The sequence below is a fragment of the Lutimonas halocynthiae genome (assembly GCF_030409835.1).
Lineage (GTDB): Bacteria > Bacteroidota > Bacteroidia > Flavobacteriales > Flavobacteriaceae > Lutimonas > Lutimonas halocynthiae.
Window position 1 is genome coordinate 379,553 of the sequence record NZ_JAUFQO010000004.1, and the last position, 16,818, is coordinate 396,370.

Below are 16,818 nucleotides of genomic sequence, written 5' to 3' on the forward strand. Positions count from 1 at the left end.
CTATGACAACCCTTTAAATAATCCCCTCACTATTTAAGAGGGTTGCCATAGTTAGCAAAGTATTTAGCACATAATTTTATTTTAATATTTTCTCTACCTCATCAACAATCTGTTTCGTTGCATTCGGCAAAGCCATTTTTTTAATGTTTGTACTTAAAGAAATCTGTTCCTTTTTATCCTTTAATAATCTTTTTATGATCAAAGGCAAGTCATCTATATCACTTTCCATTAACAATATAGCTGCATCCTTATCCGTAATTGATCTTGCATTCTTTGTTTGATGGTCTTCCGAAACATTCGGGGATGGAATAAAGATCACCGGTTTCCCAACAATGCAAAGTTCAGATATTGACCCTGCTCCTGCTCTGCTGATCAAGACATCCGCCGCTGCGTACAAAAGATCCATTCTTTGAATGAATTCCTTCACTTGTACCCCAGGAATATCATTGAATTTCTTATATTCTTCATAGTAAAGTTTGCCTGATTGCCAGATCACCTGAATATCATTTTTCAGAATTGTTTGTATATGCTTCTCTAAGGCATGATTGATGGCTCTGGCACCCAGACTTCCCCCTATTATGATTAATGTTTTCTTATTTTTATCTAGACCAAAATATGCAATGGCTTCTTCCCTTTTTTCATCAATATTCAGCAGATCTTGTCTTACAGGATTCCCTGTCTTAATGAGCTTCTCTGATGGAAAAAATCGCTCTAAACCGTCATATGCCACACATATTTTTTTCACTTTACTCCCCAACATTTTATTTGTAATTCCAGGATAAGAATTTTGTTCCTGAATCAAACTTGGGATATGCTTCCTGTTCGCCATATATAATGTTGGCCCAGATGCAAATCCTCCTGTGCCGATGACGACGTTGGGTTTAAATTTCTTTATAATCTTGTTTGCCTTTATCAAACTGGAAATCAATTTAAATGGGAAACTCAAATTCTTTAATGTCAGACTTCTTTGTATCCCTGTGATATTAAGCCCCTGAATTTCATAACCCAATTGAGGAACTTTTTCCATTTCCATTCTTCCTTCAGCACCAACAAACAGGAATTTAGCTCCCGGATTCCTTTCTTTTAACTCATTTGCAATAGCTATTGCAGGATAGATATGTCCTCCTGTTCCCCCTCCGCTGAGCAATATGTTAACCGATGGCTTCATGTAAAATATCTAAAGGGTTATCCATACTTTCTTTTTGCTTAACAGGTTCTGTGCTGTCAGAGGCGCTTACACTTAAAACAATTCCAATTGCGAAACAAGTCATCCAAATTGACGTTCCACCAGTACTGATTAATGGCAATGGCTGGCCCGTTACCGGAAATAAACCTACAGCGACGCCCATATTGATCATGGCTTGAAAAATAATTGGCAAACCGACCCCCAAACAGAGTAAGGTGCCAAAAATGGTCACAGATTTTGTTGCAATTATTACGATTCGGAACAGTAGTCCAAGGAAAAATAAAATAATTAAAATGGCACCTATCAAACCGAATTCTTCACCTATTATGGCATAAATAAAATCCGAGGAAGACTGTGGAAGAAAATTCTTTTGAACACTTTTTCCTGGTCCTTTTCCATATATTTCTCCAGATGCGATGGCAATCTTTGCTTTCTCTGCTTGATAATTATCTTCTGACTCACCCGATGCGAAATTTTCTATTCTGCTTGACCATGTGCCGATACGACTAGTCTTCATAGAATCTGGAAAGGCCTTTGCGGTTAAAATGAATAAGGTGAAACACAATAAGCCAACACCTAAAATAGAAGCTAAATATTTGATTGGGTATCCTCCCAGGTAAGCTAGTAACATAACCATTAGAAAAGTGATAGCGGTTGTAGAGAAATTTGCCGGCAGAATCAAAGCCAAAACAAAACCTACTGGTATCCACATATACAAAAGACTTTCTTTAAATGTTATTTCCTTTTCCTTATTTCTTGCCAAGTAACGGGCTACATATATCATTAACACCACTGCTGCAAGGGTTGAAGTTTGAAAACCAATACCAATAAATGGAATACTAATCCATCTGCTTGCATTTGCACCATTGATAACAGTGCCCTGAGTTAAAGTATATACTAAAAGTAATACGACCACCGGTAGCATTAAAACCGATAAGCCGCTAAAATATCTATAAGGTATTCTATGCGTTGTATAAACAATAGCAAAACCAAGTAACAGTAAAATTGCATGCTTCATCAAATAGCCAAGAGTAGAACCCTTTCCTGCCACATATACCAGGTTTGTGCTTGCACTATAAACTGGCAAAAACGAAAATATAGCCAAAGCCGCTATGATTGCCCATATCGTCTTGTCTCCTCTGATATTTTCAAAAAATCTTGTGAACATGCTGTTTACACTTGTTTATAATTGTCTAACTGCTTCTTTAAAACTTTTTCCTCTTTCCTGGTAACCTTCTGTCATGCTTTCACATTGACCAGCCGGTGAAAAAAGAACTGTTTCTCCTTCTCTACTCAACTTATACGCTATCTTAACTGCATCTCTGACACAGGTTGTTTCGATCATAAAATCAACAACGTTACCGAAAGTATTGATCAACTTATCATTATTATGACCCAAGCAAATAATGGCATTTACCTTTTCATTTACGAGCGGTAACAATATGTCATAATCATTCTCTTCATCAACTCCTCCCACTATCCAAATTGTAGCATGCTCCATGCTATCCAATGCATAATATGTAGCATTTACATTAACTGCTTTTGAATCATTGACATATTGGGAGCCATTAATGGTCAACACATTTTCTAATTTGTGTTCTTCATTTTCAAAGTCTGACATACAACTTCGTATGGTTTCCTTTCGGACTCTCATCAAATCAGACAAGGTGTTAGATGCCATTGCATTCTTTACATTAAAATTGGTCTGTAAAGCAAATGATGAAATACTCATGTGGTTTTTTATTTAATTGTTATTGTTGTTATCTTACTTTTAATGTTAGGATTGAAATGACGGCCAGCAAAATGCCTACAATCCAAAACCTTGTTACGATTTTACTTTCGTGATAGCCTCTCTTTTGATAATGATGATGCAGCGGGGCCATTAGAAATATTCTTTTACCTACTCCTGTTCTCTTTCTTGTATATTTGAAATAAGACACTTGGAATACAACCGATAAATTTTCAGCTAAAAAGATTCCAGCCAGAATAGGAATCAAAAACTCTTTACGAACAGACAAGGCGATCACGGCAATTACAGCACCTATCGTCAAACTTCCTGTATCACCCATAAAAACTTGTGCCGGATAAGTATTATACCAAAGGAATCCTACCAAGCCACCTACAAATGCGCTGATGAAAATGGTCATCTCACCTGAATTCGGGATATACATCACATTTAAATAATCTGCGAAAATGATATTACCTGATACCCATGCAAAAATGGCAAGTGCCAGGACTATTATGGCGGAGCTTCCCGCAGCAAGACCATCGATCCCGTCGGTCAAATTAGCCCCATTAGACACGGCTGTTATGATAAAAATAACGACGAGCACAAAAAATAGCCAAACATAATCCTTGGTCCATTCACCCATCCAGGTAAGTAGATTGGCATAGTCAAATTCATTGTTTTTTACAAAAGGAATTGTTGTTTTTGTAGATTTTTCAGCATCACTAAACCTATTAGATGATATTGTTACTTCTTGGCTGATTACGACCTCCCCATGTCTTAGTTTTTCCTTTACAACTACATCAGGATTAAAATAAAGCATCAAGCCTACAAAAATTCCAAGTGACACCTGACCAACTATTTTGAATCGACCTTTCAAACCATCTTTATTCTTTTTAAAAACTTTGATATAGTCGTCTACAAAACCAATAGCCCCCATCCAGATCATGGTTACAATCAAAATAATGATGTAGATATTATCTAGTTTCGCAAATAAAAAGACTGGGATCAGGGTTGCGAGGATGATGATCAACCCACCCATTGTAGGAGTCCCCTGTTTTTGAATTTGCCCATCTAAACCAAGATCTCTAACAGATTCTCCAACCTGCATGTTTCTCAATTTATCAATAATTTTACGACCGTAAATTGTCGAAATTAAAAGTGAGAATGCAAAAGCAAGTGCTGATCTAAAGGATATATATTGAAACAAACCCGTACCAGGAAGGCTCGCATTTTGATCCAAAAATTCAAATAAATAATATAACATCCTGGTTGTTTATTTGTTTAGTTCAGTTAGTAATTGATTGGTAATCTCAAAATCATCAAATCCAGATTTTTGATCTCCGATAATCTGATAGGTTTCATGACCTTTCCCGGCAACAAGAATTATGTCACCTTGCTGAGCCAGCTTACAGGCGGTTTTGATTGCCTGTTTTCTATCCACAATAGATATCGTTTTTTTATAATTCTCAGGTCGAACACCTGCTTCGACTTCTTTGATAATCTCATCCGGATCTTCACCTCTTGGGTTATCAGATGTAAATACAACTTGATTACTCAAGCTAGACGCTATATTCCCCATTTTTGGCCGCTTTGTGCGATCCCTGTCACCACCACAACCAACAACTGTAATAACTTGCTCATTAAAAGTCCTGATCGAATTAATGGTTTCTAATACATTCTTTAAAGCGTCTGGCGTATGCGCATAATCAATAATCGCATTAACACCTCCCTTTGAAACCGTATGCTGAAAGCGCCCAGAAACATTATCCAGTTCACTCAATATCCTAAGGTTTTCAAATTTATCCACGCCTAATAAGTCAGCGGTTGCATATATCGCTAAAAGATTATAGGCATTAAATGAGCCAATAAGTTTGGTCCATACTTCCTGACCATTGATATTCAGAAGCAAACCATTAAATTGGTTCTCAATAATTCGCGCTTTATAATCAGCTTCTGTTTTTAATGCATAGATCAATTTTTTAGCCTTCGTATTTTGAAGCATCACCATTCCATTCTTATCATCTGCATTCACAAGGGCGAAAGCTGAAGCAGGTAATTGATCAAAAAATGATTTTTTGATATCTCTATAAGAGGCAAAAGTTTTATGATAATCTAAGTGGTCGTGAGTTAAATTTGTAAATATTCCTCCCTTAAAATCAAGACCTAAAGTTCTTTTCTGATGAATTCCATGTGAGCTTACTTCCATAAAGCAATGACTCACACCCTTGGCAACCATATCACGTAACACCCTATTAATAGTAACAGAATCAGGTGTTGTATGGGTTGCTGTGATTTCTTCTTCTCCTATTTGTATTTTGATCGTAGAGATCAATCCACTTTTATAGCCAGCTTTGTCATAATGTTCAGCTAGTAAGGTTGCAATCGTAGTTTTGCCATTGGTACCGGTAACACCAACCAAGGTTAATTCTGATGAAGGATTGTCATAAAAGTTTGAAGCAAGAATAGCCAAGGCTTCATTGGCATCGATTACCTGAACAAAAGTCACTCCATCAGGCATTTCAACAGGTAGGTCCTGACAAACAACCACTGCTGCTCCCTTTTCAATTGCAGTTGCAATAAAGGTATGCCCATCAAAGAGCAATCCCTTTTGAGCAACAAAAAGCGTATCAGACACAACCTTTCTTGAGTCAAACGCTACGGCTGCAATGCTAATGTCAGTTGAACCTTTTACAGATTCAACTGAAACACCATACAGTATGTCTTTTAATTTTTTCAATTTATGACAAGTCTAACTTGATTAATTCCCCTTTTTTCAGATCCGATCCGGCCTTTATAGATTGTGTTTTAACTTTTCCTATACCTTTTGAATTCACTTTAAATCCCATATTTTCCAATAATGAAATAGCATCCATTCCTGGCATATTTCTCACATCCGGGACTTTTGAATACACTTCATTAGCCATGGTGTAATAACCTTTATATTCTTTTTCCACCTCTGGTAGATGATCTGCAAAATTCACCTCTTCGATTACAGGCGTATCTGTGTAAATTTTTCTTGCGATTCTCTCAAATACAGGAGCTGCAACGATATTGCCGTAATAACCCGTCTTTTTATTTGGCTTATGCACTACTACTATACAAGAATACTTTGGCTCATCAGCTGGAAAATAGCCGACAAACGACGAAATATATTTGGTTTCATCAGTCCAGTATTCAGTCTGACAGGTTCCTGTTTTTCCGGCCATTGAAAAGTTTTTATCATATATATTTTCGGCAGTCCCTCTTTTTACCACATTCAACATCATTTCCTTTACCTTATCAATGGTCTCTTGTGAGCATATTTGAGGATGCATCACTTCTTTTTCGAATCTTGTCACCACATTACTCTGGGCTCTGATCTCTTTAACAAATCTTGGCTTCACCATTTCACCATTGTTTGCAATGGCATTGTAAAAAGTCAAAGTTTGAAGTGGCGTGAATGAAACACCGTAGCCATAAGCCATCCAAGGAAGTGACAGACCATTCCATGTATCTTTATTTTTAGGATCCGGAATCTTTGGCTGCCCTTCACCTTTAATAGGTAATCCAATCTTCTCCCCAACTTTCATGCGATTAAGACCGTCTATGAATTTCTGAGGATTATCCTTATAATGCTCATCTATGATTTTTACGATACCTACATTTGAGGATAACTCAAAAACTCTGGCTGCGGATATCTTGCCATAACCTCCATGATGAGAATCTCTTACAGGCTTACCGTGAAAACGAATCACACCTTTTTCCGTATCAATAATATCTGCCGTATCAATTACTTTATCCTCCAAAGCAACCACCATACCCATTAACTTAAATGTAGATCCCGGTTCATGAGATTCATAAATGGCATAATTGCGCTGCTCAAAATAGGTGCCTTCTGATGTTCTACCAAGATTGGAAATGGCTTTTATCTCGCCTGTTTTCGTCTCCATTACGACAACTGACCCATGATCAGCTTCAAACTTTTCTAATTGGGCCAACAAGGCATGATGGGCAACATCCTGTATTTTAAGATCTATTGTAGTGATGATATCCTTTCCGTCAATTGGCTCAATCTCGTTATTGTCATTTAGAGGCTTCCACTGGCCTTTCGCTATCTTTTGCTTCAGACGCTTCCCCTTCTTACCTCTTAAAAATTCGTAAAAACTACCTTCGATTCCAACTCTCCCGCGGTAATCATCATAGCCTACGGCACGTTCAGCAATCTTACCTATTGGATGCTCGCGTACCGTTCGCTGTTCGATAATCAATCCTCCACGATAGGTCCCCAGTTTAAAAATTGGAAATTTTCTCAATCGCTGGTAATCGTTATAGCTTAAGTTTTTTGTAATAAATAAGTACCTGTTTTTATTTACGCGTGCCTTTCTGATTTTGTTTTCGTAGTAACCGGCTGATTTTCCAAGCATTTCGGACAAGGCCTGGCTCAGGTCTTTTATCCCAGCCTCAAAAGCATCATCAGATATGGTTACCGCATCCATCCTTACGTCAAACCTCGAAACCGAAGTAGCCAGCAAGCTTCCGTCAGATGTATATACACTGCCTCTATTTGCAGCGATCTCAAATGTTTTTACCGTTCCTTCCTCAGCCTGAACACGATACATATCACCGTCAATATGCTCAATCTCGATGAGCTTATATACAATTGCTATAGCAAACAAGAACAAAAACCCTGTAAGAAGGTAGAGTTTATTTAAAATTTGTTTCTTTTCTACGGCCATGTTTAATTATTAATAATGACTTTGATTTTTTGAGGTGGAATTTGCGAAACATACAATCCGTTATCAGCAAGTCTTTTCGAAATACTTGACTCCATTTTAAGTTTCATAAGATCCGATCGAGTAGCTACAAATTCAGAATAGAGTTTGCGCTTTTCTTTATTGAGTGTGGCAATGCTTTGGACTTTCCTATCTATTTGATGGGAACTTGTTATCATTAATAAGGCAAGAGTCGTTAGAAATATGATAAAGCCCCAATTCTTCTTCGCATCTTCATCTATCAGAAATTTACCTCTAAGGATGTTATACAAGGTTTGTTTGACTTTTGACATTTCGACTTTTAACTTCTATTATGATTAATTCTTTTTTGCTATTCTTAGTTTGGCACTTCTAGCCCTGTTGTTCTTCTTGATTTCCTCTTGTGATGGAATGATCAGCTTACCTACTTTTTTTAAAGGAACCTCCACATTCCCGTAAAAATCTTTTTCAGGCTCCCCTTCAAACAATCCATACTGCATAAACCTCTTGACCAACCTGTCTTCTAAAGAGTGGTATGATATCACACTCAACCTTCCTTCTTCGACTAATAAATCTGGTGTCTGCAATAAAAATTCTTTTAAAACCTGCATTTCCTGATTTACCTCTATCCTAATCGCCTGAAAAATTTGCGCCAGGATTTTATGTTCTTTAGGTTTCGGCAAAAAGCGCTTTAAAACACTTTTTAATTGAAAACTTGTTCTTATTTCATTTTCACTTCGAGCCTGTACTATTTCTTTTGCCAGTGCTCTTGAGTTTCTCAGTTCACCATATTGAAAAAGTACCTGTGACAGCTCCTCCTCCGAATAATGATTTACCACTTCAAAAGCAGATACGGTATCCGCTGAGTTCATCCTCATGTCTAAATCTGCATCGAATCGGGTAGAAAACCCTCGCTCTGCAGAATCAAACTGATGCGATGAAACCCCTAAATCTGCCAGAATTCCATCTACTTTTTTAACGCCGTTCAATCTGAGAAAACGACTAATAAATCTGAAATTCTCATTTATCAGAACAAAACGATCATCTTCAATTTCGTTCCTCAAGGCATCACCATCCTGATCAAAGGCAAATAATTTACCATCAGCTCCAAGCTGTTTTAGTATCTGTCTGGAGTGACCTCCCCCTCCAAAGGTCACATCCACATAGACACCATTAGGTTTTATTTCTAGACCACCAACACTTTCAAAGAGCAAAACCGGGTCATGATAACTCATTATCGTCATCATTTACATTACCCATTACATCTTCAGCCAAATCAGCAAAGTCAATTGCCGCATCATCAATGGCCTTCTCATATTTATCTTTATCCCAAATCTCAATGATATTCACTGAAGAAGAGAGTACAACTTCTTTAGAAATTCCTGAAAACAAATGAAGATCCTTTGGAATCAACATCCTTCCAGATACATCCAACTCCACCACCTTAACTCCGGCAGTAAATCTTCTTATAAAATCATTATTCTTCTTTACGAACCTGTTTAACTTGTTTACTTTCGCCATCATTTCATTCCATTCCTTCATTGGATAGAGTTCCAAACATGGCTGAAAAACGGAGCGCTTTAAAACAAAACCATCTTGTAGAATGCTGGACAGTTGTTTCTTAAGTGGAGACGGAAGCATCAAACGCCCTTTGACGTCTGCCTTACATTCATATGTACCGATTAGATTTACCACTTTGAGCCCTGAAAGTTGATTTATAATGACAAATATAGAGAATTTTACCACTTTTTACCATTTTTTACCACTTTGTTGATAACTTTCTTTATATTCGCGTAAGTAGCTGATTAAATGAAGCTTAAACTGAATCGATTATTTTTGTGTAAAATATTCTGAACTTATGCAGAGAAAATTAGTACTTTGAACCAAATTATTTAAATTTGCAAATCGCTAAGAATTTAGATCGTAAATGAAATACACCCTCAAAAACGAAGATGGCTATTCTTACCTCGAGTCAGGGGAAGGTACTCCGCTCATCATTTTACATGGCCTTATGGGAAATTTAAGTAATTTCGATGGGGTTTTTGACCATTTTTCAGATTTGGGTTATCAGGTCATTATGCCTGAGTTACCTATTTACACACTACCTCTTTTAAAGACAAACGTTAAGAACTTATCTAAGTTTATCAAGGATTTTGTAAAATACAAAGGACTTGACAAATATATCCTCATGGGTAATTCCTTGGGAGGGCATATCGCTTTATTTCATACAAAACTGAACCCAAAAAATGTTACAGGACTTGTGCTCACTGGCAGCTCAGGACTTTATGAAAATTCAATGGGTGAAAGTTACCCAAAAAGAGGCGATTACGAATATATCAAGAAGAAAGCGCAAGATGTTTTTTACGATCCTGAAGTGGCGACACCTGAGATCATAGATGATGTTTTTGACACATTAAATAATCGAAACAAACTCATTAGAACTATTGCAATCGCCAAGAGTGCTATAAGACATAATATGGGGAAGGACCTTCCTACTATGACGGTGCCAACCTGTTTGATTTGGGGAAAAAATGATTCGGTAACGCCTCCTGAAGTTGCTGAAGAGTTTGATAAGTTACTACCTAATTCGGAATTGCATTGGATAGATAAGTGCGGACATGCACCTATGATGGAAAGGCCAATTGAGTTTAATGAAAAGCTTGAGCCATGGCTTACAAAACACTTCGGAACAAAATAGTATCTTTACAAAGGATTCAGATAAAGTATTAAATTCTTAAGCTTTATTTTTCGACTCCCACGCGGCTCCATGCAAAAAGTCATAATTTATTATCTACTTGTGTTATTGGTCATTTCTTGCAATAAAAAAGAAACAATAAACGATCCCATAGTTGATCATGACCCTTCTTGGACACTTGACGGTTTTGTAAAACAAGATGCCGTAAACCCTATTCTTGAACCATCAGATACGCTACATTTTGTTTGCCCAATTGATAAAAAGGAAGTGAAGTGGGAAGAAAGAAACGTTCTCAATCCTTCCGCTATTGTCAAGGATGATAAGGTGTTTCTATTTTATCGTGCTCAAGACGCTAAAGGCACATCACGTATTGGATTAGCCATAAGTGATGACGGGCTTCATTTTAAAAAAAACAGCAACCCTGTGTTCTATCCTAAAGAAGATGAAATGCAGTCTTTGGAATGGAATTACATGAAACTCAATGGTGAAAGCTTAGATCAGGATTGTGTAAGCTGCTATTTTGACGGAGCTGAAGATCCTAGAATAATTGAAAGTGAAGACGGCACCTATATCATGACTTATACGGCCTATGACGGGAAAACAGCCAGGCTTGCCTTAGCTTCATCAACTGACCTGATCAATTGGAAGAAACACGGTCTTGTAATGAAGGATGCATCTTTTAAAGATTTTTGGTCCAAAGCTGGCGCAATCATAGTGGAGCAACAAGGAAATAAAATGATCGCTGTTAAAATTGATGGCTATTATTGGATGTATTTTGGTGATACCAATCTTTATATGGCCTATTCAAAAGACCTCATCAATTGGGAGCTCGCAATCAATAATGAGAATGATCAAATGATCAAAGTATTGCACCCACGACAAGGCTATTTTGACAGTCGTCTCGTTGAGCCTGGGCCTTTCGCTTTGATGACAGAAAAAGGTGTTTTGCTCATCTATAATGCCAGCAATGCATTAAATTTTAATGACCCAGACTTGCCTCAATATACTTATGCAGCCGGACAGGCTTTATTTGATGCAGACATGCCTTATAAGCTCATCGACAGAACAGATGATTACTTTATCTTCCCTGATAAAGATTATGAGCTGGTTGGAGAAGTTAATAATGTTTGCTTTGTAGAGGGTATGGTGTTTTTTAAGAACAAATGGTTTCTTTATTACGGAACGGGTGATTCAAAAATTGCAGTGGCTGTTAGTGAGTCACTTGAACTAGTCAATAAATAAACTATTGAACAATATTGATCTTATCAATTTGAATGAATTTCAACTATGAAAATTAAAACTGCAGAATTTGTCATTAGCAATACGGATGTTTCAAAATGTCCAAAAGACAACTTACCTGAATATGCCTTTATAGGCCGATCAAATGTTGGAAAATCTTCATTGATCAATATGTTAACCAACCACAAATCATTGGCTAAAACATCTGGAAAGCCCGGAAAAACTCAATTGATCAATCATTTTATTATTAATCAAAATTGGTTTCTGGTGGATCTTCCTGGTTATGGATACGCCTCAGTTTCAAAGGATAAAAGAAAGACTTTTCAAAGCTTTATCAGAGATTATTTCAATAAGCGAATGCAATTGGCTTGTACATTTGTTCTGGTTGACAGCAGGCATTCCCCGCAAAAAATTGATCTGGATTTTATGGAATTTCTGGGAACAAACGGAATCGCGTTTTGCATCATTTTTACCAAAGCAGATAAATTAAATAAGTCTACCTTACCCAAAAACATTGCGAACTATAAAAAGGAATTGTTGACTTATTGGGAAGAGTTACCACCCTATTTTATTTCATCTTCCACGGATAAAACCGGAAGAGATGAAATTCTTGATTTTATTCAAAATGTCAATGAGAGCATGAAATAAAATAAATTTCTTTAAGGCATCCCTTGACGCCTTTTTCCTCCATTAGCATGCATTTCTTTTTGATGGGCCGCAAACCACGTGGGCTCGCTTAAGTCATTCTGATACATATATATAGCCAATTGCCTCATCTCATTTTTATCAAACAACTGCTTTGGCATGACTTTGAAGCGATCAATTGCTCCTCTCATTAAAGCATTTTCCTCTATTGGGTTCATGGTCCAAGCCACAATAGCGTCAACGAACTCTTGCTCGTTTTCATATGACATTTTATACCTCATTTTTATAGCTGCCATAGGAGGGGCAATAATCTCATCATGCGAAGAAGATTCTGGACTATGACAGATATAACAATGTTTTTGAAGCAAATCAAGACCCTGTGACGATTCAACTTGATTTTCTTTCTTTAATTCAGAAGTAATAGCATTCGATTCTTTATTCGAGTCTGTGCAAGACAAAATAAGTAAACCGCTAAATATTAGATAGATATAGTTTCTCATATTTAAATTAACTAATTATATTGATCATTTAAAGATACGGTTTATTCGAACTTTCAGTGAGCAAATTAATGTGACCCATGTCACATCTTGACATGCTAAAAGTTAAGATTTAACAAGCCCATTTTATTTGTATTTTTACAGCTCAATCGATTCGTATATGCGCAGTACAAAAGATAATCTGGAGGTCCTTTTTGAAGACAATCACTTGATCATTATCAACAAAAAAGTTGGTGACATTGTACAAGGTGATAAAACCGGCGACAAACCTTTGAGCGATGTGGTTAAAGAATATATTGCCCAAACCTATAGCAAACCCGGCAAAGTGTTTTTAGGGGTTGTTCATCGCCTAGACAGGCCAACTACGGGAGTTGTGATTTTTGCAAAAACTTCGAAGGCTTTGGAGAGAATGAATAAAATGCTCCGCGAAAAAACAATAGAAAAAACGTATTGGGCACTAGTTGAAGGACAGTCAGACGAAAACGCGGAGACGCTGCAACATTATCTCAGGAAAAATCCTAAAAATAATAAATCAACTGCGTACAGTAAAGAAGGTAAAGACTGTAAAAAAGCCGTTTTACACTATAAAACTTTGCTGAGATTAGACAACTACTCCTTACTCGAAGTTAACCTGGAAACGGGCAGACATCATCAAATTAGATGTCAATTATCGGTTACTGGCTATCCGATCAAAGGAGATTTAAAATACGGCAGTAAAAGGTCAAATAAGAATGGAGGTATACATTTACATGCGAAAAAAATCAAGTTTGTACATCCGGTTAAAAAAGAAGAAATAACAGTTCAGGCCCCACTTCCAAACGATCCTTTATGGGATATTTGCAGTAAGGAAACAAGACTCCAGAAAAAGACTTAGTTCCATACCCACCATTCAACCTTAACACCAAAATAATAGCCCCATCGTCTACTTCCAGTAAATTCCAGATAAGGGGAATAAAGTGTTTCCATGGCATAATCATTATACCTTGCTGCAGAGGCAACAAATCTGAGATGAGGCCTTGCCCATGTATCCCTTTGACCTGTTGGCACATATACCGGGGCTACACTGAATTTTAACATGCTGGCCCAAGGGTTTACACCATCTTTTCGCTGTGAATAATGTACTTCGGTAAGTAAATGGAAATAATCAGAAATGTAGTGTTCGTTTCTTACTCCAACGGTAAAATCAAATTTTCGATTATATACTTCTTTACCAAAATACGTTTTTGATAACCCGTCAGTATCGGCTCCTCCTTTACTCTTGGTTAGGATTACATAACCGTTCATGGTATATCTGTCTGAAAAATTCAAAACAGCGTGATTCACCAAAGCAAGGGAATAAGCCCCTTGAAAATTTTGAGCAATCGTATCCGGTGCTCCAAAAGTAAGCCAGGTTTTTGACAATCCACCATCACCTCCATTGGCTATACCCGTTCCATAACGCAAAGAGAAGTCATTAAATGAGCCCGGTTTTAAATTTCTTATTTTATGCTCGTGTTTGACACCTATTACAAATCCATAATCAGAAGGGAAATTATAAGCCGTTGCAACCGAATCAACATCAACCTCTCCATCAGCATCCGCCATTCTGTGAAATTCTCCCAAAAGTGTAATCCCATTACTCTTATTAATATCAATATCATGCTCCGCAACAACAACAACTCTTTGTCTTAATGCAGCACTTGGTGTACCTGTTTTAATATTCAGATAGAAATAAGGTGGAAGTGTAGAAGTTGTATCTGTAGAAGCTACAAATACGGTTGATAATCTGGTATTTTTAAATTCAACACCGAAACCGGCTCCAGAATGGTCATTAAAATAAAAATGATCCGCAATATGAACGTCAGGTCCACGATACAATCTAGAACCCGCCCATAAACTCACTCCGGACCCATTTATATTTCTTGCTTCCACAAAAATTTCAGGCATAGCAAAAGCCAGACCTCCAATACTTGACGAAGTGCTATTTGCAAAACTACCAACACCAGTCGAATACATAGACAATCTGATCTGTGCATAGATTAATGTACTGTCACCTGCCTTAGGAGTAAAATTAAAATTGGGTGCCACTTCTAAATAGTCCTGTTCTTCAAGGCGACCTCCAATACTCCCCATATTATTCAGGTTTAGCCTTCTCCCTATCGACCCTCCATTTTCAAAAGACCAATCAACACCCGCTCTACCATATGAACCAATGGATACTTTTTTATTCGTAGAAATCTGATACTGAATTTGGCTGCTTGCTGAAAACAAACCCACAAAAAACACTAAAATAAATACGTGACAAGAAAACAGGTTAAAGGTCAAAGACTTGGTTTGGCGAAACATAACTGAGGGATTAGTGATAATCTAAGATACTAATTATCTCGTTCTATAAAAATAAAAAAACGAACTCAATAAAAAAGGAGGCATGAAGCCTCCTTTTTTAAATCCATATGCCATTCGCATTTATTACAGTATGTAATTGGTATTCACAAAATTTGATTTGTTATTATCCAGCATGTCATTCAAAATGTCTTTATTAAGCTGGTTATTCTTGCAAGCAACCAATGTTCTTATTGAGAATGATCTTAGTGCTGCCCGAACACTAAGCGTGCTAACAGCAGAATCTTTTCTCCCTACAAAAGGATAAACATCAGGTCCTCTCTGGCATTGGCTATTGATATTCACCCTACAAACCTGGTTCACAAGACTATCGACAAGGGGTGCCAACGTATCAGCATTTACACTGAATAAACTTACCTGTTGCCCGTAATTTGAATTCACAATAGAATCAATTGGCTCCTGAACGTCTTTAAACGATAGAATCGGGACCACAGGTCCGAATTGTTCTTCATGGTATAAATCCATTTTCTCATTCACAGGATACATTATCGCTGGATAGACAAAACTATGATGAGATTCACCTCCACCTTCATTAATAATCTCCGCTCCTTTTGCTATCGCGTCGTCAACCAGACTTTTAATGTATTCAGGTTTACCTGGTTCTGGAAGTGGAGTTAGCTTCACGCCTTCTTCCCATGGCAATCCATATTTAAGTTGTTTAACGCGTTCAACAAATTTCTTGTTAAAAGTTTCTATAATATTCTCATGTACAAAGATCATTTTTAGAGCCGTACAGCGTTGTCCATTGTATGAAAGTGATCCTAAAACACATTCTTCAACGGCCAAATCCATATCTGTATCAGGCAAAACAATTGCCGGATTCTTTGCCTCCAGGCCAAGTACCAATCTCAATCTGTTTTGTTTAGGGTGGTGACTTTGTAAAGCGTTGGCTGACTTACTATTTCCAATCAATGCCAGTACTTCAACCCGGCCGGATTTAACGATTGGTGTAGCCACTTCTCTTCCCCTACCAAAAAGAATATTAACTACTCCTTTAGGAAATGCTTCTGCAAAAGCCTCTAATAAAGGTGTAATTAGAATAACACCAAACTTAGCAGGTTTAAATACGGTTGTATTCCCCATAATAATAGCGGGAATAAGTAAACAAAAAGTCTCATTTAAAGGATAATTATATGGCCCAAGACATAAAACAACTCCTAGAGGTCCCCTCCTGATTTGGGCATAGACTTCACTGTGCAACTTCAATTTGGCACAGTTCCTGTCTAGCTCTTTCAATTCTTCAATTGTATCATGAATGTATTCAATTGTTCTATCGAATTCCTTTTGAGCATCCGGAAGTGTTTTTCCAATTTCCCACATAATAAAATTAACGACCTCTTCTCTTTTAGTCGCCATAATAGCTGCAAAATTTTCTACACATTTGATGCGGTCTGCAACCTTCATCGTAGGCCAAAGACCTGTTCCGTTATTAAAAGCTGTATTGGCTGCATCTAATGCCTCCAAGGCATCTTTCTCACCCATTACCGGCACAGTGCCTAACAATGTAGGTTCTAACTTACCTTCTGCATTCTTAGTGAAAATTGGAGAATGAACTTCTGACGTTTTACCTTGCCATTTCTTGATTTCTCCATTCAACAAATAGGTGTCATACTTTTGGTTTAGTGGGACCTGAAAGGGTGCAGGTACATTTTGATCATCGAAAATCGTCTTTATAGACATAATGCGTATTTTTAGGTTATTTAATTTGGATTTTT

16 protein-coding genes are annotated in these 16,818 nt (G+C 37.2%); 4 read left to right on the forward strand and 12 right to left on the reverse strand.

Translation table 11 applies throughout. The annotated features are described in order from the left end of the window. Positions 1 to 76 precede the first annotated feature (76 nt). From murG to QWY87_RS07545, 9 genes are read right to left on the reverse strand one after another with little or no spacing between them, the layout of a single operon-like run. Positions 77 to 1,168: an undecaprenyldiphospho-muramoylpentapeptide beta-N-acetylglucosaminyltransferase gene (gene murG, locus QWY87_RS07505; RefSeq protein ID WP_290289934.1), complete on the reverse strand. Its 1,092-nt coding sequence runs from the start codon at positions 1,166 to 1,168 to the stop codon at positions 77 to 79. After that, positions 1,152 to 2,354: an FtsW/RodA/SpoVE family cell cycle protein gene (locus QWY87_RS07510; RefSeq protein WP_290289935.1), complete on the reverse strand. Its 1,203-nt coding sequence runs from the start codon at positions 2,352 to 2,354 to the stop codon at positions 1,152 to 1,154. The genes murG and QWY87_RS07510 overlap by 17 nt, the downstream gene beginning before the upstream one ends. A gap of 15 nt (positions 2,355 to 2,369) precedes the next feature. Beyond that, positions 2,370 to 2,918, reverse strand: a complete 549-nt coding sequence (locus QWY87_RS07515) for a glutamate ligase domain-containing protein (RefSeq protein WP_290289937.1) — start codon at positions 2,916 to 2,918, stop codon at positions 2,370 to 2,372. 28 nt (positions 2,919 to 2,946) lie between these two features. Next, complete coding sequence (gene mraY, locus QWY87_RS07520) at positions 2,947 to 4,179, reverse strand: phospho-N-acetylmuramoyl-pentapeptide-transferase (RefSeq protein WP_290289939.1); 1,233 nt, start codon at positions 4,177 to 4,179, stop codon at positions 2,947 to 2,949. 9 nt (positions 4,180 to 4,188) lie between these two features. Continuing rightward, the gene (locus QWY87_RS07525; protein ID WP_290289941.1) at positions 4,189 to 5,652 is read right to left on the reverse strand and encodes a UDP-N-acetylmuramoyl-L-alanyl-D-glutamate--2,6-diaminopimelate ligase; all 1,464 of its coding nucleotides are present in this window, start codon (positions 5,650 to 5,652) and stop codon (positions 4,189 to 4,191) included. Position 5,653: 1 nt separating this feature from the next. Further along, positions 5,654 to 7,630, reverse strand: a complete 1,977-nt coding sequence (locus tag QWY87_RS07530) for a penicillin-binding protein (protein ID WP_290289942.1) — start codon at positions 7,628 to 7,630, stop codon at positions 5,654 to 5,656. 2 nt (positions 7,631 to 7,632) lie between these two features. Then, on the reverse strand, positions 7,633 to 7,959 hold the full coding sequence (locus tag QWY87_RS07535) for an FtsL-like putative cell division protein (RefSeq protein ID WP_290289943.1): 327 nt from the start codon (positions 7,957 to 7,959) through the stop codon (positions 7,633 to 7,635). A 24-nt stretch (positions 7,960 to 7,983) separates the two neighbouring features. Next, positions 7,984 to 8,880: a 16S rRNA (cytosine(1402)-N(4))-methyltransferase RsmH gene (rsmH, locus tag QWY87_RS07540; protein WP_290289945.1), complete on the reverse strand. Its 897-nt coding sequence runs from the start codon at positions 8,878 to 8,880 to the stop codon at positions 7,984 to 7,986. Beyond that, a complete protein-coding gene (locus QWY87_RS07545; protein ID WP_290290958.1) occupies positions 8,867 to 9,340 on the reverse strand; it encodes a division/cell wall cluster transcriptional repressor MraZ in 474 nt (157 codons plus the stop codon). The genes rsmH and QWY87_RS07545 overlap by 14 nt, the downstream gene beginning before the upstream one ends. A 232-nt stretch (positions 9,341 to 9,572) precedes the next feature. On the opposite strand from QWY87_RS07545, the gene QWY87_RS07550 reads away from it, so the two are divergent. The 3 genes from QWY87_RS07550 to yihA all read left to right on the forward strand — a co-directional run bounded on the left by QWY87_RS07550 (position 9,573) and on the right by yihA (position 12,227). Next, on the forward strand, positions 9,573 to 10,343 hold the full coding sequence (locus QWY87_RS07550) for an alpha/beta fold hydrolase (RefSeq protein ID WP_290289947.1): 771 nt from the start codon (positions 9,573 to 9,575) through the stop codon (positions 10,341 to 10,343). 69 nt (positions 10,344 to 10,412) lie between these two features. Further along, a complete protein-coding gene (locus QWY87_RS07555) occupies positions 10,413 to 11,582 on the forward strand; it encodes a glycoside hydrolase family 130 protein (protein ID WP_290289948.1) in 1,170 nt (389 codons plus the stop codon). Positions 11,583 to 11,627: 45 nt separating this feature from the next. Continuing rightward, positions 11,628 to 12,227 (forward strand): ribosome biogenesis GTP-binding protein YihA/YsxC, encoded by a 600-nt coding sequence (gene yihA / locus QWY87_RS07560; RefSeq protein WP_290289949.1) that lies wholly within the window; start codon positions 11,628 to 11,630, stop codon positions 12,225 to 12,227. 11 nt (positions 12,228 to 12,238) lie between these two features. Here yihA and QWY87_RS07565 read toward each other — a convergent pair whose 3' ends face one another. Next, positions 12,239 to 12,724: a hypothetical protein gene (locus tag QWY87_RS07565; RefSeq protein ID WP_290289951.1), complete on the reverse strand. Its 486-nt coding sequence runs from the start codon at positions 12,722 to 12,724 to the stop codon at positions 12,239 to 12,241. A 157-nt stretch (positions 12,725 to 12,881) separates the two neighbouring features. On the opposite strand from QWY87_RS07565, the gene QWY87_RS07570 reads away from it, so the two are divergent. Then, complete coding sequence (locus QWY87_RS07570) at positions 12,882 to 13,595, forward strand: RluA family pseudouridine synthase (RefSeq protein ID WP_290289953.1); 714 nt, start codon at positions 12,882 to 12,884, stop codon at positions 13,593 to 13,595. On the opposite strand, the gene QWY87_RS07575 is transcribed toward QWY87_RS07570, so the two are convergent. Both QWY87_RS07575 and QWY87_RS07580 read right to left on the reverse strand, forming a co-directional pair. Beyond that, a complete protein-coding gene (locus QWY87_RS07575; RefSeq protein ID WP_290289955.1) occupies positions 13,592 to 15,046 on the reverse strand; it encodes a carbohydrate porin in 1,455 nt (484 codons plus the stop codon). The two genes, QWY87_RS07570 and QWY87_RS07575, sit on opposite strands and share 4 nt — an antisense overlap. A 123-nt stretch (positions 15,047 to 15,169) precedes the next feature. Next, complete coding sequence (locus QWY87_RS07580; protein ID WP_290289956.1) at positions 15,170 to 16,783, reverse strand: NADP-dependent glyceraldehyde-3-phosphate dehydrogenase; 1,614 nt, start codon at positions 16,781 to 16,783, stop codon at positions 15,170 to 15,172. Positions 16,784 to 16,818: the final 35 nt, after the last annotated feature.

Bases quoted from the DNA above. Each gene is read 5' to 3' on its own strand.
- murG (WP_290289934.1), bottom strand. From the start codon at position 1,168: ATGAAGCCATCGGTTAACATATTGCTCAGCGGAGGGGGAACAGGAGGA.
- QWY87_RS07510 (WP_290289935.1), bottom strand. From the start codon at position 2,354: ATGTTCACAAGATTTTTTGAAAATATCAGAGGAGACAAGACGATATGG.
- QWY87_RS07515 (WP_290289937.1), bottom strand. From the start codon at position 2,918: ATGAGTATTTCATCATTTGCTTTACAGACCAATTTTAATGTAAAGAAT.
- mraY (WP_290289939.1), bottom strand. From the start codon at position 4,179: ATGTTATATTATTTATTTGAATTTTTGGATCAAAATGCGAGCCTTCCT.
- QWY87_RS07530 (WP_290289942.1), bottom strand. From the start codon at position 7,630: ATGGCCGTAGAAAAGAAACAAATTTTAAATAAACTCTACCTTCTTACA.
- QWY87_RS07535 (WP_290289943.1), bottom strand. From the start codon at position 7,959: ATGTCAAAAGTCAAACAAACCTTGTATAACATCCTTAGAGGTAAATTT.
- rsmH (WP_290289945.1), bottom strand. From the start codon at position 8,880: ATGAGTTATCATGACCCGGTTTTGCTCTTTGAAAGTGTTGGTGGTCTA.
- QWY87_RS07550 (WP_290289947.1), top strand. From the start codon at position 9,573: ATGAAATACACCCTCAAAAACGAAGATGGCTATTCTTACCTCGAGTCA.
- QWY87_RS07555 (WP_290289948.1), top strand. From the start codon at position 10,413: ATGCAAAAAGTCATAATTTATTATCTACTTGTGTTATTGGTCATTTCT.
- yihA (WP_290289949.1), top strand. From the start codon at position 11,628: ATGAAAATTAAAACTGCAGAATTTGTCATTAGCAATACGGATGTTTCA.
- QWY87_RS07565 (WP_290289951.1), bottom strand. From the start codon at position 12,724: ATGAGAAACTATATCTATCTAATATTTAGCGGTTTACTTATTTTGTCT.
- QWY87_RS07570 (WP_290289953.1), top strand. From the start codon at position 12,882: ATGCGCAGTACAAAAGATAATCTGGAGGTCCTTTTTGAAGACAATCAC.
- QWY87_RS07575 (WP_290289955.1), bottom strand. From the start codon at position 15,046: ATGTTTCGCCAAACCAAGTCTTTGACCTTTAACCTGTTTTCTTGTCAC.
- QWY87_RS07580 (WP_290289956.1), bottom strand. From the start codon at position 16,783: ATGTCTATAAAGACGATTTTCGATGATCAAAATGTACCTGCACCCTTT.